This is a genomic window from Nostoc sp., assembly GCF_036917415.1.
Lineage (GTDB): Bacteria > Cyanobacteriota > Cyanobacteriia > Cyanobacteriales > Nostocaceae > Nostoc.
Genome location: NZ_JBALDJ010000050.1, coordinates 100,771 through 119,066 on the forward strand (window position 1 = coordinate 100,771; position 18,296 = coordinate 119,066).

Sequence of the window (18,296 nt, forward strand, 5' to 3'; positions counted from 1 at the left end):
CCGTCTGAAGTGTCTTAAACTATCTTCGCTCCTTATCTCCAACGCCGATTTAGCCGCAGTAAACTTTTTATCCTCTGACAAAATCTTTCTATTAGAGGTCTAGGTTTTGATACATATCTAGGTGAGCGTGATGTCCGTGCAGCGCCCGGATTTTTTAACTCTTCTTCTATTTGTGCAGCTTTATTTAAATCGGAAGCGGCTCTATATTCGTATCCCAGTTGAGAGCAAACTAGCCCACGATATTTATATGCATCAATATAGTGAGGATTGAGACGAATTGCGTGGGTAAAATCTGCGATCGCATCCTCATATCTGCCTTGTGTAGCATTTTCTACTCCTGAAGTGTAGAAAGTTTCTGCATCCCAACGATTGACAGATATTTTTGGGGGATTTTTAGGCGAAGATGAAGATGGATTTTCAGGAATGGGAGGCTCAGATGGATTTTCAGATTTGAGCCTGTTGTAAGCTGCGTTGATTGATTTAATTTTTTCCTCAGCTTCCTGTTTTTGCCTTTGATCGACAAAGCGATCGGGATGCCAAATTTTCACTAGTTTACGGTAAGTTCGCTTCACCTGTGCTTGAGATGCACCGGGTTTCAGCCCAAGAATTTCATAAGCATCATTAATATCGAAGCGATCGTCGCGCATACTGAAAAAATCGGCAATTAGATAAATCTATGTTAACTATTCCCCTAAATTCTCTCCAAACACCCCATTCTGGCTATCACTGGGATGGTAGTAGTCGCCGCTTCTTTGAAGGTTGGTATTACCGCGTCACACTACCGGAAATTGGGCAAACATTCGCCTTTATGTACTCTATTGAAGACCCCATCGGCGGTAAACCTTACAGTGGCGGTGCAGCCCAAATTCTCGGCCCGGATGATGAGTACCTTTCCCGTACTTTTCCTGATGTCAACAAATTTTGGGGTAGTCGGGATGTTTTAGGTTTAGGTCATTGGGGTAAAAATAATTTGCAAGTTTCTCCCCTATACTTACTCCCAGCAGAGTTTGAGTTTCATGTCCAAGAAGGATATCAAGCTACAGCCACCTTGAATCAGGGAATAATTCGCGATCGCGCCACCAATAATTATTGCCGTTGGCAGTATGAAATTCAACCAGTATACGGTTGGGGCAATCAAAATGCCATTCAGCAATCAACCGCAGGTTGGCTGTCATTCTTGCAGATTTTTGAACCGGGATGGCAAATTTTGATGGCTCACGGTTTAGCCAGTGGGAAGATTGACTGGAATGGCAAAATCTACGAATTCACTAACGCCCCAGCTTACGGTGAGAAAAATTGGGGTGGTGCTTTTCCTCAGAAATGGTTTTGGATAAATTGTAATTGCTTCGAGGGCGAAACCGACTTAGCATTAACTGCTGGCGGTGGACGGCGGGGTGTACTGTGGTGGATGGAATCTGTAGCGATGATTGGACTGCATTATCAAGGCAAGTTTTATGAATTTGTTCCCTGGAATTCACAAGTAGAGTGGGAAATTCAGCCTTGGGGTAGGTGGCAAATGAAAGCTAGCAACTCTAGTTATGAAATTGAATTAATAGGAACCACAGATTTATCTGGTACACCTCTACGTGCGCCGACAGCAGAAGGTTTAAGATACTGTTGCCGGGACACCATGCAAGGAAAACTAAATTTAGAGTTACGAGAATTAAATGGGAGAAAATCTAAAATAATTATAAAAGCAAAAAGTTTTCTTTGTGGTTTAGAAGTAGGCGGCGGCTCTTGGGATAATTGTTGGCAGTCTCCCTAAAACTACTGCTATAATTATATATGCTTCGCAGTTGGGGTTGTAGCTCAGTTGGATAGAGCGGACGCCTCCTAAGCGTCAGGTCGTGCGTTCAAGTCGCACCAGTCCCGTTATCTTCAGACAATTAATATAGCTATAGCAATTCACAGGGTAACAGCATCGCTGTGCCCCTACCAGGGGTATGCCAGTTCGCCCAAGTAGGGAAATCCGCCCATGTCACCTGCTCCTCTTACTTTTCACGTCATGTGGAAAAGCCCACGAAGAACCTAACCCCCTAGTCCCCTTCCCGCATCAGGAAGGGGGAAAATTCAAAGTCTCTCTCCTTCTAGGAGAGAGATTTAGAGAGAGGTTTCCATATGACGTGAAAAGTTAGACTGGCTCCTATATTCCGTGCAATTGAGAACTACTAGATAAAGTGGTTAGAACCCTTTGATGAATCATCCGATATCGGTTAGGATAATCCATCAATTACATCAATTAGAGGAAAAACTCCAGGCACGCTTAATCGCGCTGTTACACGAAAACCAACCAAATTTATATTTGGGCAGAATTTGGGCAGATTCTTTAGAAGTTTGCTACTCTACTATCAATTGTTTTTTCTTATATCCAGAGAAAATTGTGCACTAAGTAAATTAAGTTATTGAGCCTTGAATAAGCTACTCTTTACAAATAAATCTTTTCGTTTTATGGCTTTTGCCCTACCAATAATTACGTGGTGGGGATACAAAGAAGTACAAAACCAATTTGTGCAGCCGCAAGCAGTTGTAGTGTTAGGTGGTTCAACGAGACATTTAGAGCGAGAAAAATTTACAGCAAGATTTGTTCGCGAGCATCCAAATATACCGATTTGGATTACAGGCGGCAGTCCACGTACATTCACCCAAAGAGTGTTTACCAAAGCTGGTGTTGATCCTCAACGTTTACACTTGGATTATGAAGCAGTAGATACAGTTACTAATTTTACTACTTTGGTAGATGATTTGCAAGCTCGCGGCATTAAGAGCGTTTATTTGATTACTTCAGATTTCCACATGCGTCGGGCTTGTGTCATCGGCGAAATTATTTTGGGTAGTCGGGGTATTTATTTAAAACCAGTGCCAGTTCCGTCAGAAAAACCCCCTGAATCTATCGAAAAATCTATTCGTGATGGAGCTAGAGCGATAATTTGGTTAGCAACTGGTTACACTGGTGTGGATGCCGCTAAAAATAAACGGTAAATAAAACTAATTTTGGATTTTGAATTGGTCAAAATCCAAATGACTAATGACAGCCGTCACTAGTCACTTATATGGTTCGGGAAAAAACGCCCCAAATTTCCTCACAATTTGATACCCTAGCTTAAACAGATTTGAGTAAAGTTAAAGCGTGGAAATTCAACTTGGGCGGGGAAAAACAGCTCGCAGAGCTTACGGAATAGATGAAATTGCTCTAGCCCCTGGTAACAGAACACTAGACCCTAGTTTGGCAGATACTAAGTGGCGTATTGGCAATATTGAGCGAGAAATCCCGATAATTGCTAGTGCTATGGATAGTGTAGTAGATGTTCGTATGGCTGTACGTTTGTCACAGTTAGGAGCATTAGGTGTCCTCAACTTAGAGGGTATTCAAACTCGCTATGCCAACCCAGAGCCAATATTAGATCGGATTACCTCTGTGGGGAAAGATGAATTTGTTGCCCTAATGCAAGAACTCTATGCCGAACCAATAAAACCGGAATTAATTGAACAACGTATTCAGGAAATTAAACAACAAGGTGGCATTGCCGCAGTGAGTGCGACTCCAGCCGGTGCAAGTAAATATGGTGAGGTAGTGGCAAAAGCGGGAGCAGATTTATTTTTTGTCCAGGCTACGGTAGTTTCTACTGCACATTTGTCACCAGAGTCTTTAGTACCACTTGATTTAGCAGAATTTTGCCGTTCCATGCCCATCCCCGTGGTATTGGGTAATTGCGTGACTTACGAAGTCACGTTGAATTTGTTGAAAGCTGGGGCGGCTGGGGTACTGGTGGGAATTGGGCCTGGTGCGGCTTGTACTTCTCGTGGGGTGTTGGGTGTAGGTGTGCCACAAGCGACTGCGATCGCAGATTGTGCCGCAGCACGAGATGATTACTACAACGAAACTGGCAACTATATTCCCATTATTGCTGATGGCGGTTTAATCACCGGTGGCGATATTTGCAAATGCATCGCCTGTGGTGCTGATGGTGTGATGATTGGCTCCCCCTTTGCCAGAGCCGCAGAAGCCCCTGGACGAGGTTATCATTGGGGTATGGCGACTCCTAGCCCAGTCTTGCCCCGTGGTACTCGCATTCGCGTAGCCACCACTGGTAGCCTCGAGCAAATACTCATTGGCCCAGCAGGGCTAGATGATGGCACTCACAATCTTTTAGGAGCCTTAAAGACTAGTATGGGCACTTTGGGAGTGAAAAATATTAAAGAAATGCAGCAGGTGGAAGTTGTGATTGCACCTTCTTTATTAACCGAGGGTAAAGTTTACCAAAAAGCTCAACAATTAGGTATGGGGAAATAGAATTGGGGACTGGGGACTGGGGACTGGGAAAGATTTATTTTAATCCTAATCCCTAATCATTCAATAAATTTTTCTGGCCCCCTAAACAATTGCTGGAAAAATCCGATATGTCGCTTACAATAGAGATAGCGGAGACGCATGTTTCCGTTCACTCCTCACACCACACTCCGCCCGGACTACTGTTCGGGCGGTTCCTTATGTTTGTAAATAAAATAAGAGAGCTTCTTTGCAAATGTACATCCTCCCACTCCCAAGCTGAGGTTTTTGCTATGGTAGAATTTTCACCAAGTTCAGATATTATTGGCGAAGGTTTTAGGCATGTCAACAGCCGCACAAGTTACCGATTCTAGTTTCAAGCAAGAAGTACTCGACAGCGATGTACCCGTTTTAGTTGACTTTTGGGCACCCTGGTGCGGACCATGCCGTATGGTAGCTCCTGTTGTCGATGAAATCTCCGAACAGTACAAAGGTCAAATAAAGGTCGTAAAAGTCAACACAGATGAAAATCCGAATGTTGCTAGTCAGTACGGCATCCGCAGCATTCCCACATTAATGATTTTTAAGGGTGGACAAAAAGTGGATATGGTGGTCGGCGCTGTGCCTAAAACTACATTAGCTTCCACTCTCGAAAAGCATCTTTGAAACTCAATCGGCAATAAAATCCTCTTGAGTTATCCATTTTGTTCTAACTTTAAGTTAATTTTCATAAACCAGTTTGAGAGATACGAATTTCCTGTCTTTCAAACTTGTTTACTTTTGTATACAGTTTCAGAATATTTTTAGGAGTTTTCTACCTCAAAAACAACTGCCTAATTCCCGCACTACCAATTTCTAGGGCTAACGCCGTTAACAAAAAACCCAAAGGCTGAGTCACGTACATTAGTTTTCTACGAGAGGCTGTGCGTAGCTTGTTTAAGAGAAAGGGTATGCTCAGTATTCAAAATTCAAAATTAATATCAATTCTTTTTTCAAATTGGTATAACTTGCTTCTCTGTAGAAGTATGCGTTTAGATGAATTATTCCTACGTGAATAAAGCTCAACCTCACATATAGGAATCTAATTTAATTCTTGAACTTACTTTTTTAAGCAGGAAACAGGGAACAGAAAAGAAGTGGATATATTTGTACTGAGTTTTTTCGCAAATCAAATAGGAGTCCGATAAAATTGGTATAACAATCTCATAAATAAATTTAGTTACTCTGTAATACAGAAATATTCATATCAGGCGGCTTTTATCAGGGTTTGATCGCAACTCATGGCAATATTATTCAGTTTGCTATAACCCAGAGGAAGATTAAGAGCAGCAATAAAACCAGTCTGTTAAAGAAAAGGAACCCTGATGGATTTCTAATTAAGTTCCACAGATTTGGAAGTAGCGATATATTTTGATAATCTATCTTCCATAAATCAACTATTCGTTGTTGAATCTATGAAGTCTTATTTAGCCGCCGCTATTCAATTGACCAGTGTGCCCGATTTACACAAAAATTTGGCACAGGCAGAAGAATTAATAGAACTTGCCGTGCGTCAAGGTGCTGAATTGGTAGGTTTGCCAGAAAACTTTTCCTATATGGGAGAAGAAAAAGATAAACTCGCACAAGGTGATGCGATCGCTCTTGAAAGTGAAAAATTTCTCAAAAAAATGGCTCAACGCTTTCAAATTACCATCTTGGGCGGCAGCTTTCCACTTCCTGTAGATAATACAGGCAAAGTTTATAACACTACTCTACTCATCGACCCCAGCGGTCAAGAGCTTGCCCGCTACTACAAAGTACACCTCTTTGATGTTAATGTCCCTGACGGCAACACCTATCGCGAATCCAGCACAGTTGTGGCTGGTACGCAACTGCCCCCCGTATATTTTTCAGAAAAGCTCGGTAATTTAGGGCTTTCAATTTGTTATGATGTCCGATTCCCAGAACTGTATCGTCATCTGGCAGATAAGGGAGCCGATGTTATCTTTATTCCCGCCGCTTTTACCGCTTTTACAGGTAAAGACCACTGGCAAGTACTACTACAAGCCAGAGCCATCGAAAATACCGCCTACGTCATTGCTCCCGCTCAAACAGGGAATAACTACGCCCGTCGTCTAACCCACGGTCACGCCGTCATTATTGACCCTTGGGGTGTAATTTTAGCCGATGCTGAAGAAAAACCGGGAATTGCGATCGCAGAAATCAAGCCCACTAGGCTAGAACAAGTCCGGCGTCAAATGCCCTCTTTACAACATCGGATGTTCTAAGGACTGGGGACTGGAGAACAAGCAAGGGAGCAGGGGGACAAGGGGGAGAAAGGGGAATTATTGAACAAGTCTCTCCCTTGTCTCTTCTCGATGCCCAATGACGGCAGTTGCTCCACTTGGGGGAAACCCCAAGACCGCACTGCCTCCCCAATGCCCCATTCCCAATTCCCACACCTGAATGAATAAAACAAAAAACCGGGTAAACACCCGGTTTCTGACAACATTAAAATACTAAGTTTTTAAGGAGCATAGCAGCACTATGCCCCTATTTATTTGTTGTCAAAATTAAACTTTAGCAGCAGCTTTGGTAATAACGTTGAGTTCACCTTTAGCATACTTAGCAGCAAAATCTTCCAAAGAAATTTGCTTAATCTTGCTTGCGTTGCCAGCAGTGCCAAATTGCTGATAGCGTTCAGCACAAACCTTCTGCATATATGTAATAGAAGGCTTAAGGAAGTGACGGGGGTCAAACTCCTCTGGTTTTTTAGCTAAAGCTTCACGTACAGCAGCAGTAATTGCCAAACGGTTATCAGTGTCAATGTTTACCTTACGTACACCACTCTTAATACCTTTTTGGATTTCTTCTACAGGTACACCGTAGGTTTCAGGAATTGCACCACCATACTGGTTAATCAGTGCAAGCAAATCTTCAGGTACAGAAGAAGAACCGTGCATTACCAAGTGGGTGTTAGGCAGACGGCGGTGAATTTCTTCAATGCGGCTGATTGCCAAAATTTCACCAGTCGGCTTGCGGGTAAACTTGTAAGCACCGTGGCTTGTGCCAATGGCAACAGCCAAAGCATCTACTTGGGTTGCTTCTACAAAGTCAACAGCTTCATCGGGGTCGGTTAATAGTTGAGAGTGGTCGAGTGTACCTTCAAACCCGTGACCATCTTCAGCTTCGCCAGCACCAGTTTCTAGAGAACCCAAACAACCGAGTTCACCTTCAACGCTGACACCCAGAGCATGAGCTACGTTTACAACTTCGCGGGTAACACTGACGTTGTATTCAAAACTAGCGGGAGTTTTAGCATCAGCTTCTAAAGAACCATCCATCATCACGCTGGTGAAGTTGTTCTTAATTGCTGAGTAGCAGGTAGCAGGCGCATTACCATGATCTTGGTGCATGACAATGGGAATGTGAGGATAGGTTTCTACTGCCGCCAAAATTAGGTGGCGTAGAAAGTTTTCTCCTGCATAATTACGAGCGCCGCGTGAAGCTTGTAAAATTACGGGGCTATCTGTCTCGACAGCAGCCTTCAGAATCGCCTGAATCTGCTCTAAATTGTTAACGTTGAAAGCTGGGATGCCGTAACCGTTTTCAGCTGCGTGATCCAACAGCAGCCGCAGTGGTACAAGCGCCATAGATAGTCCTCCTAATGTGGTTGTCAGCTAGTCGGTCTGAGAGAAGCGTAATCATTACGCTAAATCTTAAGAGTTTTTTCAACTTATAGGAAATTATAACTAGTGTCGTGTATCTATGTTGAAAAACTTTACGCCATTGTTACTATCAATATGTTCTATACTGCTGTACTATCCGCTATAGTTGCTCTGTATTGCTGTACATTTAGTTACCCTACAGCTAGTAGCTCTGGTAGCCCAGTATCCAAAATGATTATATCTAAGCGATCGCTTCAACTTAAACCCACTAACTTCTGACAAATGCTATGAGGGTGTTTTACCCTGCCTATTGCATTTTGGATGAAATTATGCATAGTTTACATAATCAGTGCAACTTTAGTATAAAGAGGCGATCGTGCTGACAATTAACAAGGTGCGTTAGCCAAAGCATAACGCACCCTACAAGATCAAGCGATCGCACTAAAAACCATAAATATGGTTATTTAATTTCATAATACCAGACGAGTGATCTGTCTTTTTGTTGGATAGAAGCACGAGCTTCAAAAGGATCGTTTGAGACAGCTTTATCTAATCGATCATAGGTTTTGTCCCAAACTTGTTTTGCTGGCTCATTTCCGTCTTGATTGACATTTCCAAGTCCAACTTTTCTACTTCCTATAGTAGGATATATGGCTACTAATTGGACATTTTTATCAGATTGAATTCGATAGTTAGATGCAATAGAAAAACTATTAGTAATAGGATTACCGTCAAATTGTTGTCCAACTGCGCTATTTGCCTCAATATCACCAAGAGGCCACTTTGATGAGTCATTGTAAGCGCCTACACGCTTAAGAGTGTTTCCAGTTTTGTTAGCCACCAGAACAGTATATTTCCGGTCAAATCTGATACCATTTACCATTTGGTCGAAAGTTTTATTTCCATCAATGCCAACACTTATGGCTGACTGAGCATGAGCATTACTATGAAAACCACCAAAGGTAATGCCTACAGCCAACAATAAAGCAACAAAAATTCTAGTTAGAGATTTCATGAAGTTAGTATCTTCGACTTGTACACTTTTAAGACGATCTCAGTCATCAATTTTGGAATTTTTCGAGTTAGAAGCATTTTTTCTCTAAAATAAATCCACCCGATCAAACCAGACTCAAGCACGAGAATTCTTCCGCACCATCCCTTGTAACCGTGTCAAAGTCTCCTTAACCTCGTCACGAGCCGGGTAAAACAACTGTTGACTCAAAGCAATGCGATAAGCTGCGATCGCCCCGGAAGTATCGCCCAACCCTTCCAAGGCTCTCCCTTGCCAATAATCAGTCGTAGCCGAGTTAAACGACTTTAGTTCCTGACTTCGCACACAAGCCTCTTCCCACCACCGCCGACTTAGGGCATTATCACCGAGGCTTCGGTAACTGTCTCCCAGCCACACCGCAGCAGGTACAGATTGCAGATAACCCCCCGCTACTGGCAAAAACTTCCATCCTGTTGCCAAAGTTGCCACCGCTTCTTGATGTTTAACCGCCAAAGCCAACACCCGCCCATAGCTAAACCAAGCGTCAGCTAACTCAGGTTGCAGTTCTATTCCTTTTGCAGAAACACTACACCCTCGGTCAATTTCTTGAAAGCTTTCCACCAGAACCCGCCCCACCGTCGCCCAAACACTCCACCGTTCAGGAAAACGCTCAAGCATCTCTTCTAGTAGGGGTTGTAATTCTTCTAGTCGCCGAGCAACGGGCAAAATCTTACACAACGCCTGATAGATTTCACAATCGTTGGGATACAAATTATAAGCTTTGAGCATCATCTGGGCCGCAGTCTGATATTCCCCTGTATGGAACAAGCATTGCCCATAGTAATACCAACCGCTAGGATGATTGGGGTGTTGCTCTGCAAACTCTGCTAACACCCCTACCCCTTGCGCCCAATTTCCCCGATAAAGGTGATAATACGCTAGTGATTTGTAAGCTTCAGCTGCGTGAGGAGCCTGTTGAAGCATAGAACCAATCAACTTTTTAGTCTGCTTTCCTTCTTTACCGGATACTAATTTTATCCCACAACGCCGATCTAACTGTCGTTGGAGTACACCGAAATCATCGGGAGCTAGAGCGATCGCTCTATTTAAATTCTCCCTAGCTGCTTGGAAATCCCCCACCGCCATCAGTGCATCATAGCTGTGAATCAAGGCGACAATATCATCTGGGTTGAGTGACAAAACCTGTGAAAAGGCTCGTAAAGCCCCAATCGGATTTTCTCTCTTTTTCTCCACCTGTCCCAATGCCAACCAGTGAACAATTTTGTCAGGTTCTAAGTCAGTCGCAGCATTAAAATCTGCGATCGCTTTATGACTATCACCTTTACAAACAGCAATCAATCCACTTATATGGTGCTGAGTCCCTTGATTACACGATAATGCTAAGGCACTTGCATATACCTCTATAGCCTCTGCCTCTCGTTTCATCATTTGCAAGATTTTTCCCAGTTGCAGCCGCACACTAATCAATTGAGGCTGTCGCTCAATTACTTGGCGATATTCTGCGATCGCCTGCTGCCAGTTTCCCATGCCGGACAACAAATCAGCCAATTCCAAGCGTTTCTTCCATCCTTGGGGATACTTCTGGACGTACTTACTTAAGGTTTTTAGCTTCTGGTCTTGTCTATTTGGCTTTTCGTCTAAAACTAGATGAACATTCATGTCCACCCCAGAGGGCTGGGGGAGCTGTACCAAGTATGTTGCAAGTTTTCCAGACATGTAACGGTTACTTTATAATTAATTTCTTCGATGCTTCTTGTTGTCATTGGCACTTCCCAGTCAGATATCACCCTTTGCTCGGGTTTAGATTCCACCATCGGAACCACCAATCTTAAGCGGGGTGGGACAGAATTTAGGGAAGTGTCATCTTCCCCTGCCAGATATTTGCTTAACTGCTTTTGCAGAATAGTTCGCGCCTGTTGAACTCGTTTGTAAACGTTGTCTTCTGAGAGAGCGAGTTCTTTGGCAATGTCTCTGTAAGACTTTTCTTGGCAGTAGCGAAGGATAAAAGATTGGCGCAGTCTCGTAGGTAAGGACTCAATTTTGTGGTGGAGATATGCCCTTAGTTCGTGACTAAATATCTCTGACTCAGGAGACTCAAGTCTGGAAGCAACTGCTGCATAATCTGCAAATTGAATATCCTCGAAGTTTTTGATCCTTTGCGCCTCTCGCTTGCGTTCTCGATGCAAATCCATGCAGAGGTTCTGGATGAGTCGGCTTAACCAAGCTCTGGGCTTGGTGATTCTACTTCCATAGTCTGGCCATTGATTCCAGGCTTTGAGCATTGCCCGACTGAACAAATCTTCGGCATCATGACGATTACCTCCCATCCACTGTAAGCAGCGACTGTAAAGATAATCTCGATACTGCTCCCATAACTGCCAAAAGTAAGTATAATTGCTCCCAGACAAATCCTGTAATCGTATTTCCTTTATCGGTAAGTTCTTAGTTTTCAGACCTACTAAGGAAATAAAAGCTTTTTGCTCCAAATTTGCCCGCATCTGTTACTTCCAGTTGAAAAGCTCAATTCAGTTATTCACCTTTAACTCGCACTTAACTAACCGTAGAATCACTGAAATAACTGACAACTTCGTTAATTTTGCTTAAACTGTAATCTTTTTTTTATCTTCAGCAAAAAGCGATCGCTCATCCGAAAATTTTTTGTTCCCCTGAGCGATCGTATTCACAAATTTCCTCATCATAAAACTCGCCTCTGCTTTCATCTCAAAACCTTCAGCGAGTATTCCTTAAACTTTTATCGCAAATAAAGGGTTTAAGACCCCTCTCTTACAAAGTCAGAGCGGAGGAAACCTCCGCTCTGACTTTGCGCTACGTCTACACGTAGCTGGGAGGCGGAGTGGCTCCGACTCCGCTCCGTTTCAGTCGGGGCTTAAATCCCCCGGAGTTGCTCCTCTTGGGGAGACCCCAAGACCGCACTCCTCTTCGTCTGAAACTGTCTTAAATTTTGAATTTTGAATTTTGAATTTTGAATTGTTAAATGGGTCGCCCGGGATTCGAACCCGGAACTAATCGGTTAAAAGCCGAGTACTCTACCGTTGAGTTAGCGACCCTTTCGCTGCATTTCGCAACTTTGCCATCATAGCATAAATATCTGTAGATTTGTAAAGGAGTTTAGAAAAAATTGGCAGTAAACTTTACAGATGCTGTGTGGCTAGCTCCTGGTGCTAACACAGTCAGGTTATCACCAGTATTGAGAGAGTTACGGGTGGCACTCCACGGTTCTAGACAGTAGAATTCTTTGCCTTTGACTGTCCAAAATACCAGCCAGGTAGAGAAATCATCGTAATCCAAGGTGAGTTTTAACTTGCGGCTACGATCTATCGCAGTGGCCGATTGACTCGTTAGCTGTTCAAAGGCAAAATCAATTTCATCACGGCTAAAGTCAAAATTGCCATCAAAAGAGTGAAATTCCTTAGTTTGATTGTCTTGATACTGCTTAGAAGGAATTTCAATCTCTAACTGAGTTTTATCACCACACAAAAAGTAGGGATGGAAACCAGCCGAAAAGGGCATTGGTGTGGATGACAAATTTTTATACTGCTGCCGGACTTCTAGGGTATTACCTTGAAGTTCGTAGGTGAAAGCCAGCTGAAAATCAAAAGGATAAACAGCCTTGGTTTGCTCATTGCTATTCAGAACGACAGTGAGGCTAGCTTGATCTTTAGTTTTTTGTTCTGTTACTGACCACGGCAATTCACGAGCAAAACCGTGTTGCTTGAGAGTATATTTTTGACCGTTGTGAGTGTAAGTATTATCTGGTAGATTGCCACAAATAGGAAACAAAATTGGATTTCCACCTCTGACACTCAACTCAGGATGAGTAAAGCGTTCAGTATCCAGGTAGAAAATTTCTTGCCCTTGAATGCGCCAACGGGTGATGATCCCACCGCGTTCGGGTACGACTTCCAATTGAGAACCAATGGCTTCGTCCGAAAGAATGTAGGTCTTGTACTGTTGCTGTTGAACTGCAATGCTAAACACAAATTTTAGTCCTGGGTAAGGTGGAGTGCTGAGTCCTGAGTCCTGAGTAAAAGAAAAAATACTCAGCACTCAGCACTCATAACTCAGCACTGTTTATTCGTCTTCTGCAAACACAAAACGATATAACTCGCTGGGGTCTGGTTCGGGGCTGCTTTCGGCGAATTTAACTGCTTCGTCGATTACATCCTGAATTTTACGGTCAATGGCTTTGATTTCTCCCTCATCCGCCAGATTTTGCTCTACCAAATAAGCTGCCAACTTTTTAATTGGGTCACGGGCGAACCAAAATTCTTTCTCCGCCTTGCTTCGCATTTCATCTGGGTCAGCCAAGGAGTGACCCCGGAAGCGGTAGGTAAGCGCCTCAATTAATGTTGGGCCTTCACCTGCACGGGCACGGGCTACAGCTTCTTGGGCCACGGCTCGAACTGCTAGTACATCCATACCATCTACTTCCACGCCCACCATGTTAAACACACTGGCTTTTTTATAAATCTCTGGCTGGGAAGTGGCTCGTTCGTGAGACATCCCAATGGCCCACTTATTATTTTCGACCACAAACAGAATTGGCAGTTTCCATAGGGCTGCCATATTTAGTGTCTCGAAAAACTGACCGTTATTAGCTGCACCGTCGCCAAAAAAGCAAGCTGTCACTTGGTCAGCATTTTTATCTCCCAGCACTTCGCGGCGGTATTTGGTTTGAAAAGCCGCCCCAGCTGCTACAGGAATTCCCTCAGCCACAAAAGCATAGCCACCTAGCAAGCGATGTTCGGCAGAAAACATGTGCATGGAACCACCGCGCCCTTTGCTGCAACCTGTGGCTTTACCAAATAATTCTGCCATTACCTCTTTTGCTGGTACACCCGCACTCAGAGCATGAACGTGGTCGCGGTAGGTACTACAAACGAAATCTTCACCTGGTCGCATTGACTGCACAATACCACTGCAAACGGCTTCTTGACCGTTGTACAAATGGACAAAACCAAACATCTTGCCCCTGTAGTACATTTCAGCGCACTTGTCTTCAAACAAGCGCCCTAAAACCATGTCCTCATATAACCGTAATCCTTCTTCCTTAGTAATTTGCGTAGTAGCAGGATTAAAAGTGGGTAAAGTACGCTCTTGAACCATTATTTTTGAGTATCCCTGTTGTACAACTTAAAGTTATGGTCTTAAATAAGTTGGTCTGATAACACCTCAGCTTTTAACAGGCTAGCGTTTGTAAGACCCAACAATCAAACTTTATTTATGCACCAAAAAAGGGTCTTAGGGAATAGCTGAATTTTTAATTTTTGATTTTTAACTTTTCAGCTCGTTCCCCGTGAGGATTTGACTCTAAGGGCAATATCTGCCGCTTTAGGTTTTCTCTCTCACCGAAACAGTTCTGAGTGCCGTTAGCGGTAGCGGGGCATTTAGTCCGTAACGAATACTAAGTAAAAAGTAAAATGACTAGACTTAGGCATCAAATCAGTTCCAAGTAGTGAGTAATTACTACTTTTTACTCATTACTTCTTACTCAGCACTCAACACTCACCACTCAGCACTCCTAAATATTCCCCTTCACAGACTAGCAATCAAAATAGACCGGTTTCTGCATATCCATTAACAATTTAAAAAAAAGGAGGCAAAAATCTATAATACCCAAATAGGTAATTGTAATGAAGGGTAAATTATGATATGATTTTTGTCTCCTGTTATCAGGGTAAATCCTCAATAGTGGTATTTTTGTTACTACATAGTGGGAAAGTCCCAAAAAAATCAATCATCAATAGATTCTTCCAGTCACAACAATTATGCCGTGATTAAAAATGGTAGTTGTGGTTTGTGGTATCGAAGGCTGATAATAGTTGTGTTAAACAAAAATACTAAGAATTAAAACAAACAATTGAGGCTTTCTAGGCGAAAGCAAAAAATTAGTACTAAAATGTGACTCAAAATTTCGGGAAGGTACAAAACAAGTTGTTGCAATATACACTTGTAGAGTAAATTCTATACGGCATTTTTATGGCACGGTTTTACAGGCCTGGAACGCTCTAGGTGAATTATGTTGATCGCGGTGCAGGGGAAGTAGGCTGTGCGAATTCCGCTAGATTACTACCGAATTTTAGGACTACCGTTAGCGGCAAGTGAAGAACAATTGCGACAAGCATACAGCGATCGCATTGTACAATTGCCGCGACGTGAGTATTCTCAGGCAGCAATTTCTTCTCGTAAACAACTCATAGAAGAAGCTTACGTGGTTTTATCAGATCCAAAACAACGCAGTACCTACGATCAGCTTTATCTTGCTCACGCCTATGACCCTGATAACCTTGCTGCTGCCGCAGTAGCACTGGAAAATCGTCCAGAAAGCACCAAAAGGGGTAGTGATACCCAAAGTTTGGGTATCGAAATTACCCAAGACGAATTAGTTGGCGCTTTATTAATTTTGCAAGAATTGGGGGAATACGAACTTGTACTGAAACTAGGTCGTCCGTACCTGGTAAATAAAAATGGTGCTACAAGTGCAAGAAAGGGCAATAATTTAGCAGACGAAGAAATACACAAAAGTGCTGAACATCCAGATGTTGTTCTCACTGTTGCCCTTGCTTGTCTAGAATTAGGTCGCGAACAGTGGCAGCAAGGTCACTATGAAAATGCCGCCATATCTCTAGAAACTGGTCAAGAACTGCTAGTACGCGAAGGGTTGTTCGCCAGTGTTCAGGCAGAAATTCAGGCGGATCTTTATAAATTGCGACCATATCGAATTTTGGAGTTGCTGGCACTACCTCAAGAAAAGACTGCCGAACGCAGCCAAGGTTTGGAATTATTGCAAAACCTCTTAGAAGACCGTGGCGGGATTGATGGCACAAACAATGATGATTCTGGTTTAAATATAGATGACTTTCTGCGATTTATCCAGCAGTTACGCAACCACTTAACAGTCGCCGAGCAGCACAAGTTATTTGAAGCCCAAAGCAAACGTCCTTCTGCTGTTGCCACTTACTTAGCTGTTTATGCATTAATAGCGCGGGGATTTGCTCAACGGCAACCTGCTTTAATTCGTCAAGCAAGGCAAATGCTCATACGTCTGAGTAAGCGCCAAGATGTACATTTAGAACAGTCTTTATGTGCGTTACTTTTGGGACAAACTGAAGAAGCAACTCGGGTTTTAGAACTTAGTCAGGAGTACGAAGCTTTAGCTTTTATTAGAGAAAAATCTCAAGACTCTCCAGATTTGTTACCAGGCCTGTGTCTATATGCAGAACAGTGGTTGCAACACGAAGTATTTCCCCATTTTCGAGATTTAGCAAACCAGCAAGCTTTTCTAAAAGATTACTTTGCTAACCAACAGGTACAAGCTTATTTAGAAGCACTGCCAACGGATGCAGAAACAACTAATGAGTGGGCTGTAATTAACCCCCAAAATTTTCCCCAGCCACAGACAAATAATTCGCCTTTCCCTAAGAATTCAACTAGGACTCCAAGGCAATTTAACCACAGCAGAACACCTGACCTAGATTTGCCAGAAACACCAGAATATTCAAACTTCTCACCACCTATGTGGAATTCATCTGGAAATGTAAAATCAGAGGTTCCTGCTGCTGAACGAACGAGCAGAGGCACTAATCAGCATTTGAACGGTTCAGCTAAAAGTGCTATACCTGCTCATAACCAAAAGCGTCGGCAAAGAAAACCTACTCCATCTGCTATCCGGGAGCGTGTACCGAATAATCGTCCCCATTCTCGTCGTCCTCGGCGGCGGCGAACTTTTGCTAACACCATCGAAGGGAAAACACGGCTGGTATGGAGAGTGTTTATTTCTTTGGTGAGTCTATTAGTTTTCTGGGTTTTAGCCACAACAACTTTTGGATGGTTAAAAAATCTGTTTTTTCCAACAAGGTCTGCGCCTGCTTCACAGTTGTTTGTACAAATAAATCAACCACCAATATCTATTCCCGGTCCAAATAGTAAACCACAAGGACTAGATGGCCCTTTAACAGATGCAGCAGCAGAGGAAATCATTCGCACTTGGCTATCTACTAAAGCCGAAGCTTTAGGGCCGAATCATGAGATTAATAACTTAGAGCAGATTTTAACTGGTTCAGCTTTGTCTCAATGGCGGGTGATTGCTCAACAGGCTAAGTCTGACAACCGCTATCGCAAGTACGACCATAGCGTAAAGGTAGAATCTGTAGAGAAAATTGATTTATTTGCAGATCGTGCCGCAGTCGTAGCTACAGTGAAGGAAGCGACGCAGTTATATGAAAATGGTCAGTATAAAAACTCTTCTAACGAGAATTTGCGAGTTCGGTACGATTTGATTCGAGAACGAGGTAAATGGCGTATTCAGAGTACATCTGTTGTGAATCAGATAATCAGATAAGTTTGAATTTTTAGGTTATCGTCTACGACTTACCCCCGCGCTGAACTGTTCCCTTGGAAGGCTTTAACAATTCAGTAAGTTGGCAAATCAACAATATAACAAGACAAATTTCTAGAGCTTTGGAAAGCCAACTTCAAAAACTTTTCGTCCGATGATGATTCCAGAGAATTATATGGGAATATTTATAAATGGAAGCCCAAATATTTCTCGGAGAGCATTATGTTTGGCTCGGCTTCCAATAATTTTATCTTTTCTAAATAACTAAATATGGGCGTATTTAACAAAATTACAGCAACGTTTCAGGAGTCTAGACAATTTCTAAAAAGAAGTCTAGAAGAATACGTTATGTTTAGCTCAGAAGCTAAATATTTGACTTTGACCAAAAAAATGGTTTTACTTCTCTGTCAACAAGCCGAATCTAGAGTTGAGCAATTAAAAAGCTTAAAGCCACACTCTGAGGAGGGACTTATTGCAACAATAGAATACAATAAAATTCAAGTGCAATTACATTTTACTCCTGAGAAAATAATTCTTAATGAAGATTGCCTTGAAGGGGAACTTCGCTTATTGAAACCCCCTGAGTTTGAAACTGAATCGATAGTTTACCGTTACCTCATTGCAGGTTGGAAAACATTCTTGGGAGGTAAACTTCCCAATGAGGCTTTACCAAAAGAAGTTAGAATTGAAAATAATAAGATTTACTATACTCTTCCTCGAAATCAATTACAGCTTTTAGATGACCTTTTCTATAGTCTTGAAAATGGTTCTGCTTTGATTACTAACCTCAAACAAGGAGAGTTAACTATTGAAACTTCAGTAGCTTTGAGTTGGAATAATTTCAAGCTTCAAAATCTGCTTCAACTTCTGAATTTTAAATAGGGGTAATATCATGTCCGCAGAACCCCACCCCGCCAAAGCTATGCTTCGTCTCCCCTCCCCGCAAGCGAGGAGGGGGATTGAGAGGTGAGTGCAATGACTGTGGGAATCATAACTAATTATCTGGACTTG

14 protein-coding genes and 2 tRNA genes are annotated in these 18,296 nt (G+C 42.7%); 8 read left to right on the plus strand and 8 right to left on the minus strand.

The window, feature by feature from the left end; translation table 11 throughout:
* Positions 1 to 32: 32 nt before the first annotated feature.
* On the minus strand, positions 33 to 647 hold the full coding sequence (locus V7K41_RS09200) for a DnaJ domain-containing protein (protein WP_334847427.1): 615 nt from the start codon (positions 645 to 647) through the stop codon (positions 33 to 35).
* Between the two features lie 29 nt (positions 648 to 676).
* Between V7K41_RS09200 and V7K41_RS09205 the strand changes: the two genes are divergently transcribed.
* The 6 genes from V7K41_RS09205 to V7K41_RS09235 all read left to right on the plus strand — a co-directional run bounded on the left by V7K41_RS09205 (position 677) and on the right by V7K41_RS09235 (position 6,534).
* Positions 677 to 1,765 carry a tocopherol cyclase family protein gene (locus V7K41_RS09205; protein ID WP_334847429.1) on the plus strand — a complete coding sequence of 363 codons (1,089 nt, stop codon included), beginning with the start codon at positions 677 to 679 and terminating at the stop codon, positions 1,763 to 1,765.
* A 33-nt stretch (positions 1,766 to 1,798) separates the two neighbouring features.
* Positions 1,799 to 1,872 (plus strand) — tRNA-Arg (locus tag V7K41_RS09210).
* 576 nt (positions 1,873 to 2,448) lie between these two features.
* Positions 2,449 to 2,979 carry a YdcF family protein gene (locus V7K41_RS09215; protein ID WP_334847431.1) on the plus strand — a complete coding sequence of 177 codons (531 nt, stop codon included), beginning with the start codon at positions 2,449 to 2,451 and terminating at the stop codon, positions 2,977 to 2,979.
* A 148-nt stretch (positions 2,980 to 3,127) separates the two neighbouring features.
* On the plus strand, positions 3,128 to 4,291 hold the full coding sequence (locus V7K41_RS09220; protein WP_334847433.1) for a GuaB3 family IMP dehydrogenase-related protein: 1,164 nt from the start codon (positions 3,128 to 3,130) through the stop codon (positions 4,289 to 4,291).
* Positions 4,292 to 4,609: 318 nt separating this feature from the next.
* On the plus strand, positions 4,610 to 4,933 hold the full coding sequence (gene trxA, locus V7K41_RS09225) for a thioredoxin (protein ID WP_104909616.1): 324 nt from the start codon (positions 4,610 to 4,612) through the stop codon (positions 4,931 to 4,933).
* 788 nt (positions 4,934 to 5,721) lie between these two features.
* Entirely contained in the window at positions 5,722 to 6,534 is an 813-nt protein-coding gene (locus V7K41_RS09235; RefSeq protein ID WP_334847435.1) for a carbon-nitrogen hydrolase family protein, read from the plus strand.
* A gap of 285 nt (positions 6,535 to 6,819) precedes the next feature.
* On the opposite strand, the gene fba is transcribed toward V7K41_RS09235, so the two are convergent.
* The 7 genes from fba to pdhA all read right to left on the minus strand — a co-directional run bounded on the left by fba (position 6,820) and on the right by pdhA (position 14,053).
* Positions 6,820 to 7,899 (minus strand): class II fructose-bisphosphate aldolase, encoded by a 1,080-nt coding sequence (fba, locus tag V7K41_RS09240; protein ID WP_229500223.1) that lies wholly within the window; start codon positions 7,897 to 7,899, stop codon positions 6,820 to 6,822.
* A 475-nt stretch (positions 7,900 to 8,374) separates the two neighbouring features.
* Complete coding sequence (locus tag V7K41_RS09245) at positions 8,375 to 8,929, minus strand: hypothetical protein (RefSeq protein WP_334847437.1); 555 nt, start codon at positions 8,927 to 8,929, stop codon at positions 8,375 to 8,377.
* Positions 8,930 to 9,043: 114 nt separating this feature from the next.
* Entirely contained in the window at positions 9,044 to 10,585 is a 1,542-nt protein-coding gene (locus V7K41_RS09250; RefSeq protein ID WP_334847439.1) for a tetratricopeptide repeat protein, read from the minus strand.
* Positions 10,582 to 11,424 (minus strand): RNA polymerase sigma factor, encoded by an 843-nt coding sequence (locus tag V7K41_RS09255; RefSeq protein ID WP_334847441.1) that lies wholly within the window; start codon positions 11,422 to 11,424, stop codon positions 10,582 to 10,584. Before V7K41_RS09255 ends, V7K41_RS09250 begins: the two co-directional genes overlap by 4 nt.
* A gap of 498 nt (positions 11,425 to 11,922) precedes the next feature.
* Positions 11,923 to 11,994: transfer RNA gene (locus V7K41_RS09260), tRNA-Lys, on the minus strand.
* A gap of 61 nt (positions 11,995 to 12,055) precedes the next feature.
* A complete protein-coding gene (locus V7K41_RS09265) occupies positions 12,056 to 12,925 on the minus strand; it encodes an aldose epimerase family protein (protein ID WP_334847443.1) in 870 nt (289 codons plus the stop codon).
* A gap of 93 nt (positions 12,926 to 13,018) precedes the next feature.
* On the minus strand, positions 13,019 to 14,053 hold the full coding sequence (gene pdhA / locus V7K41_RS09270; protein WP_334847445.1) for a pyruvate dehydrogenase (acetyl-transferring) E1 component subunit alpha: 1,035 nt from the start codon (positions 14,051 to 14,053) through the stop codon (positions 13,019 to 13,021).
* Positions 14,054 to 14,996: 943 nt separating this feature from the next.
* On the opposite strand from pdhA, the gene V7K41_RS09275 reads away from it, so the two are divergent.
* Positions 14,997 to 17,288 carry an IMS domain-containing protein gene (locus tag V7K41_RS09275; RefSeq protein WP_334847447.1) on the plus strand — a complete coding sequence of 764 codons (2,292 nt, stop codon included), beginning with the start codon at positions 14,997 to 14,999 and terminating at the stop codon, positions 17,286 to 17,288.
* A gap of 267 nt (positions 17,289 to 17,555) precedes the next feature.
* Complete coding sequence (locus V7K41_RS09280; RefSeq protein WP_334847449.1) at positions 17,556 to 18,167, plus strand: hypothetical protein; 612 nt, start codon at positions 17,556 to 17,558, stop codon at positions 18,165 to 18,167.
* Positions 18,168 to 18,296 lie beyond the last annotated feature (129 nt).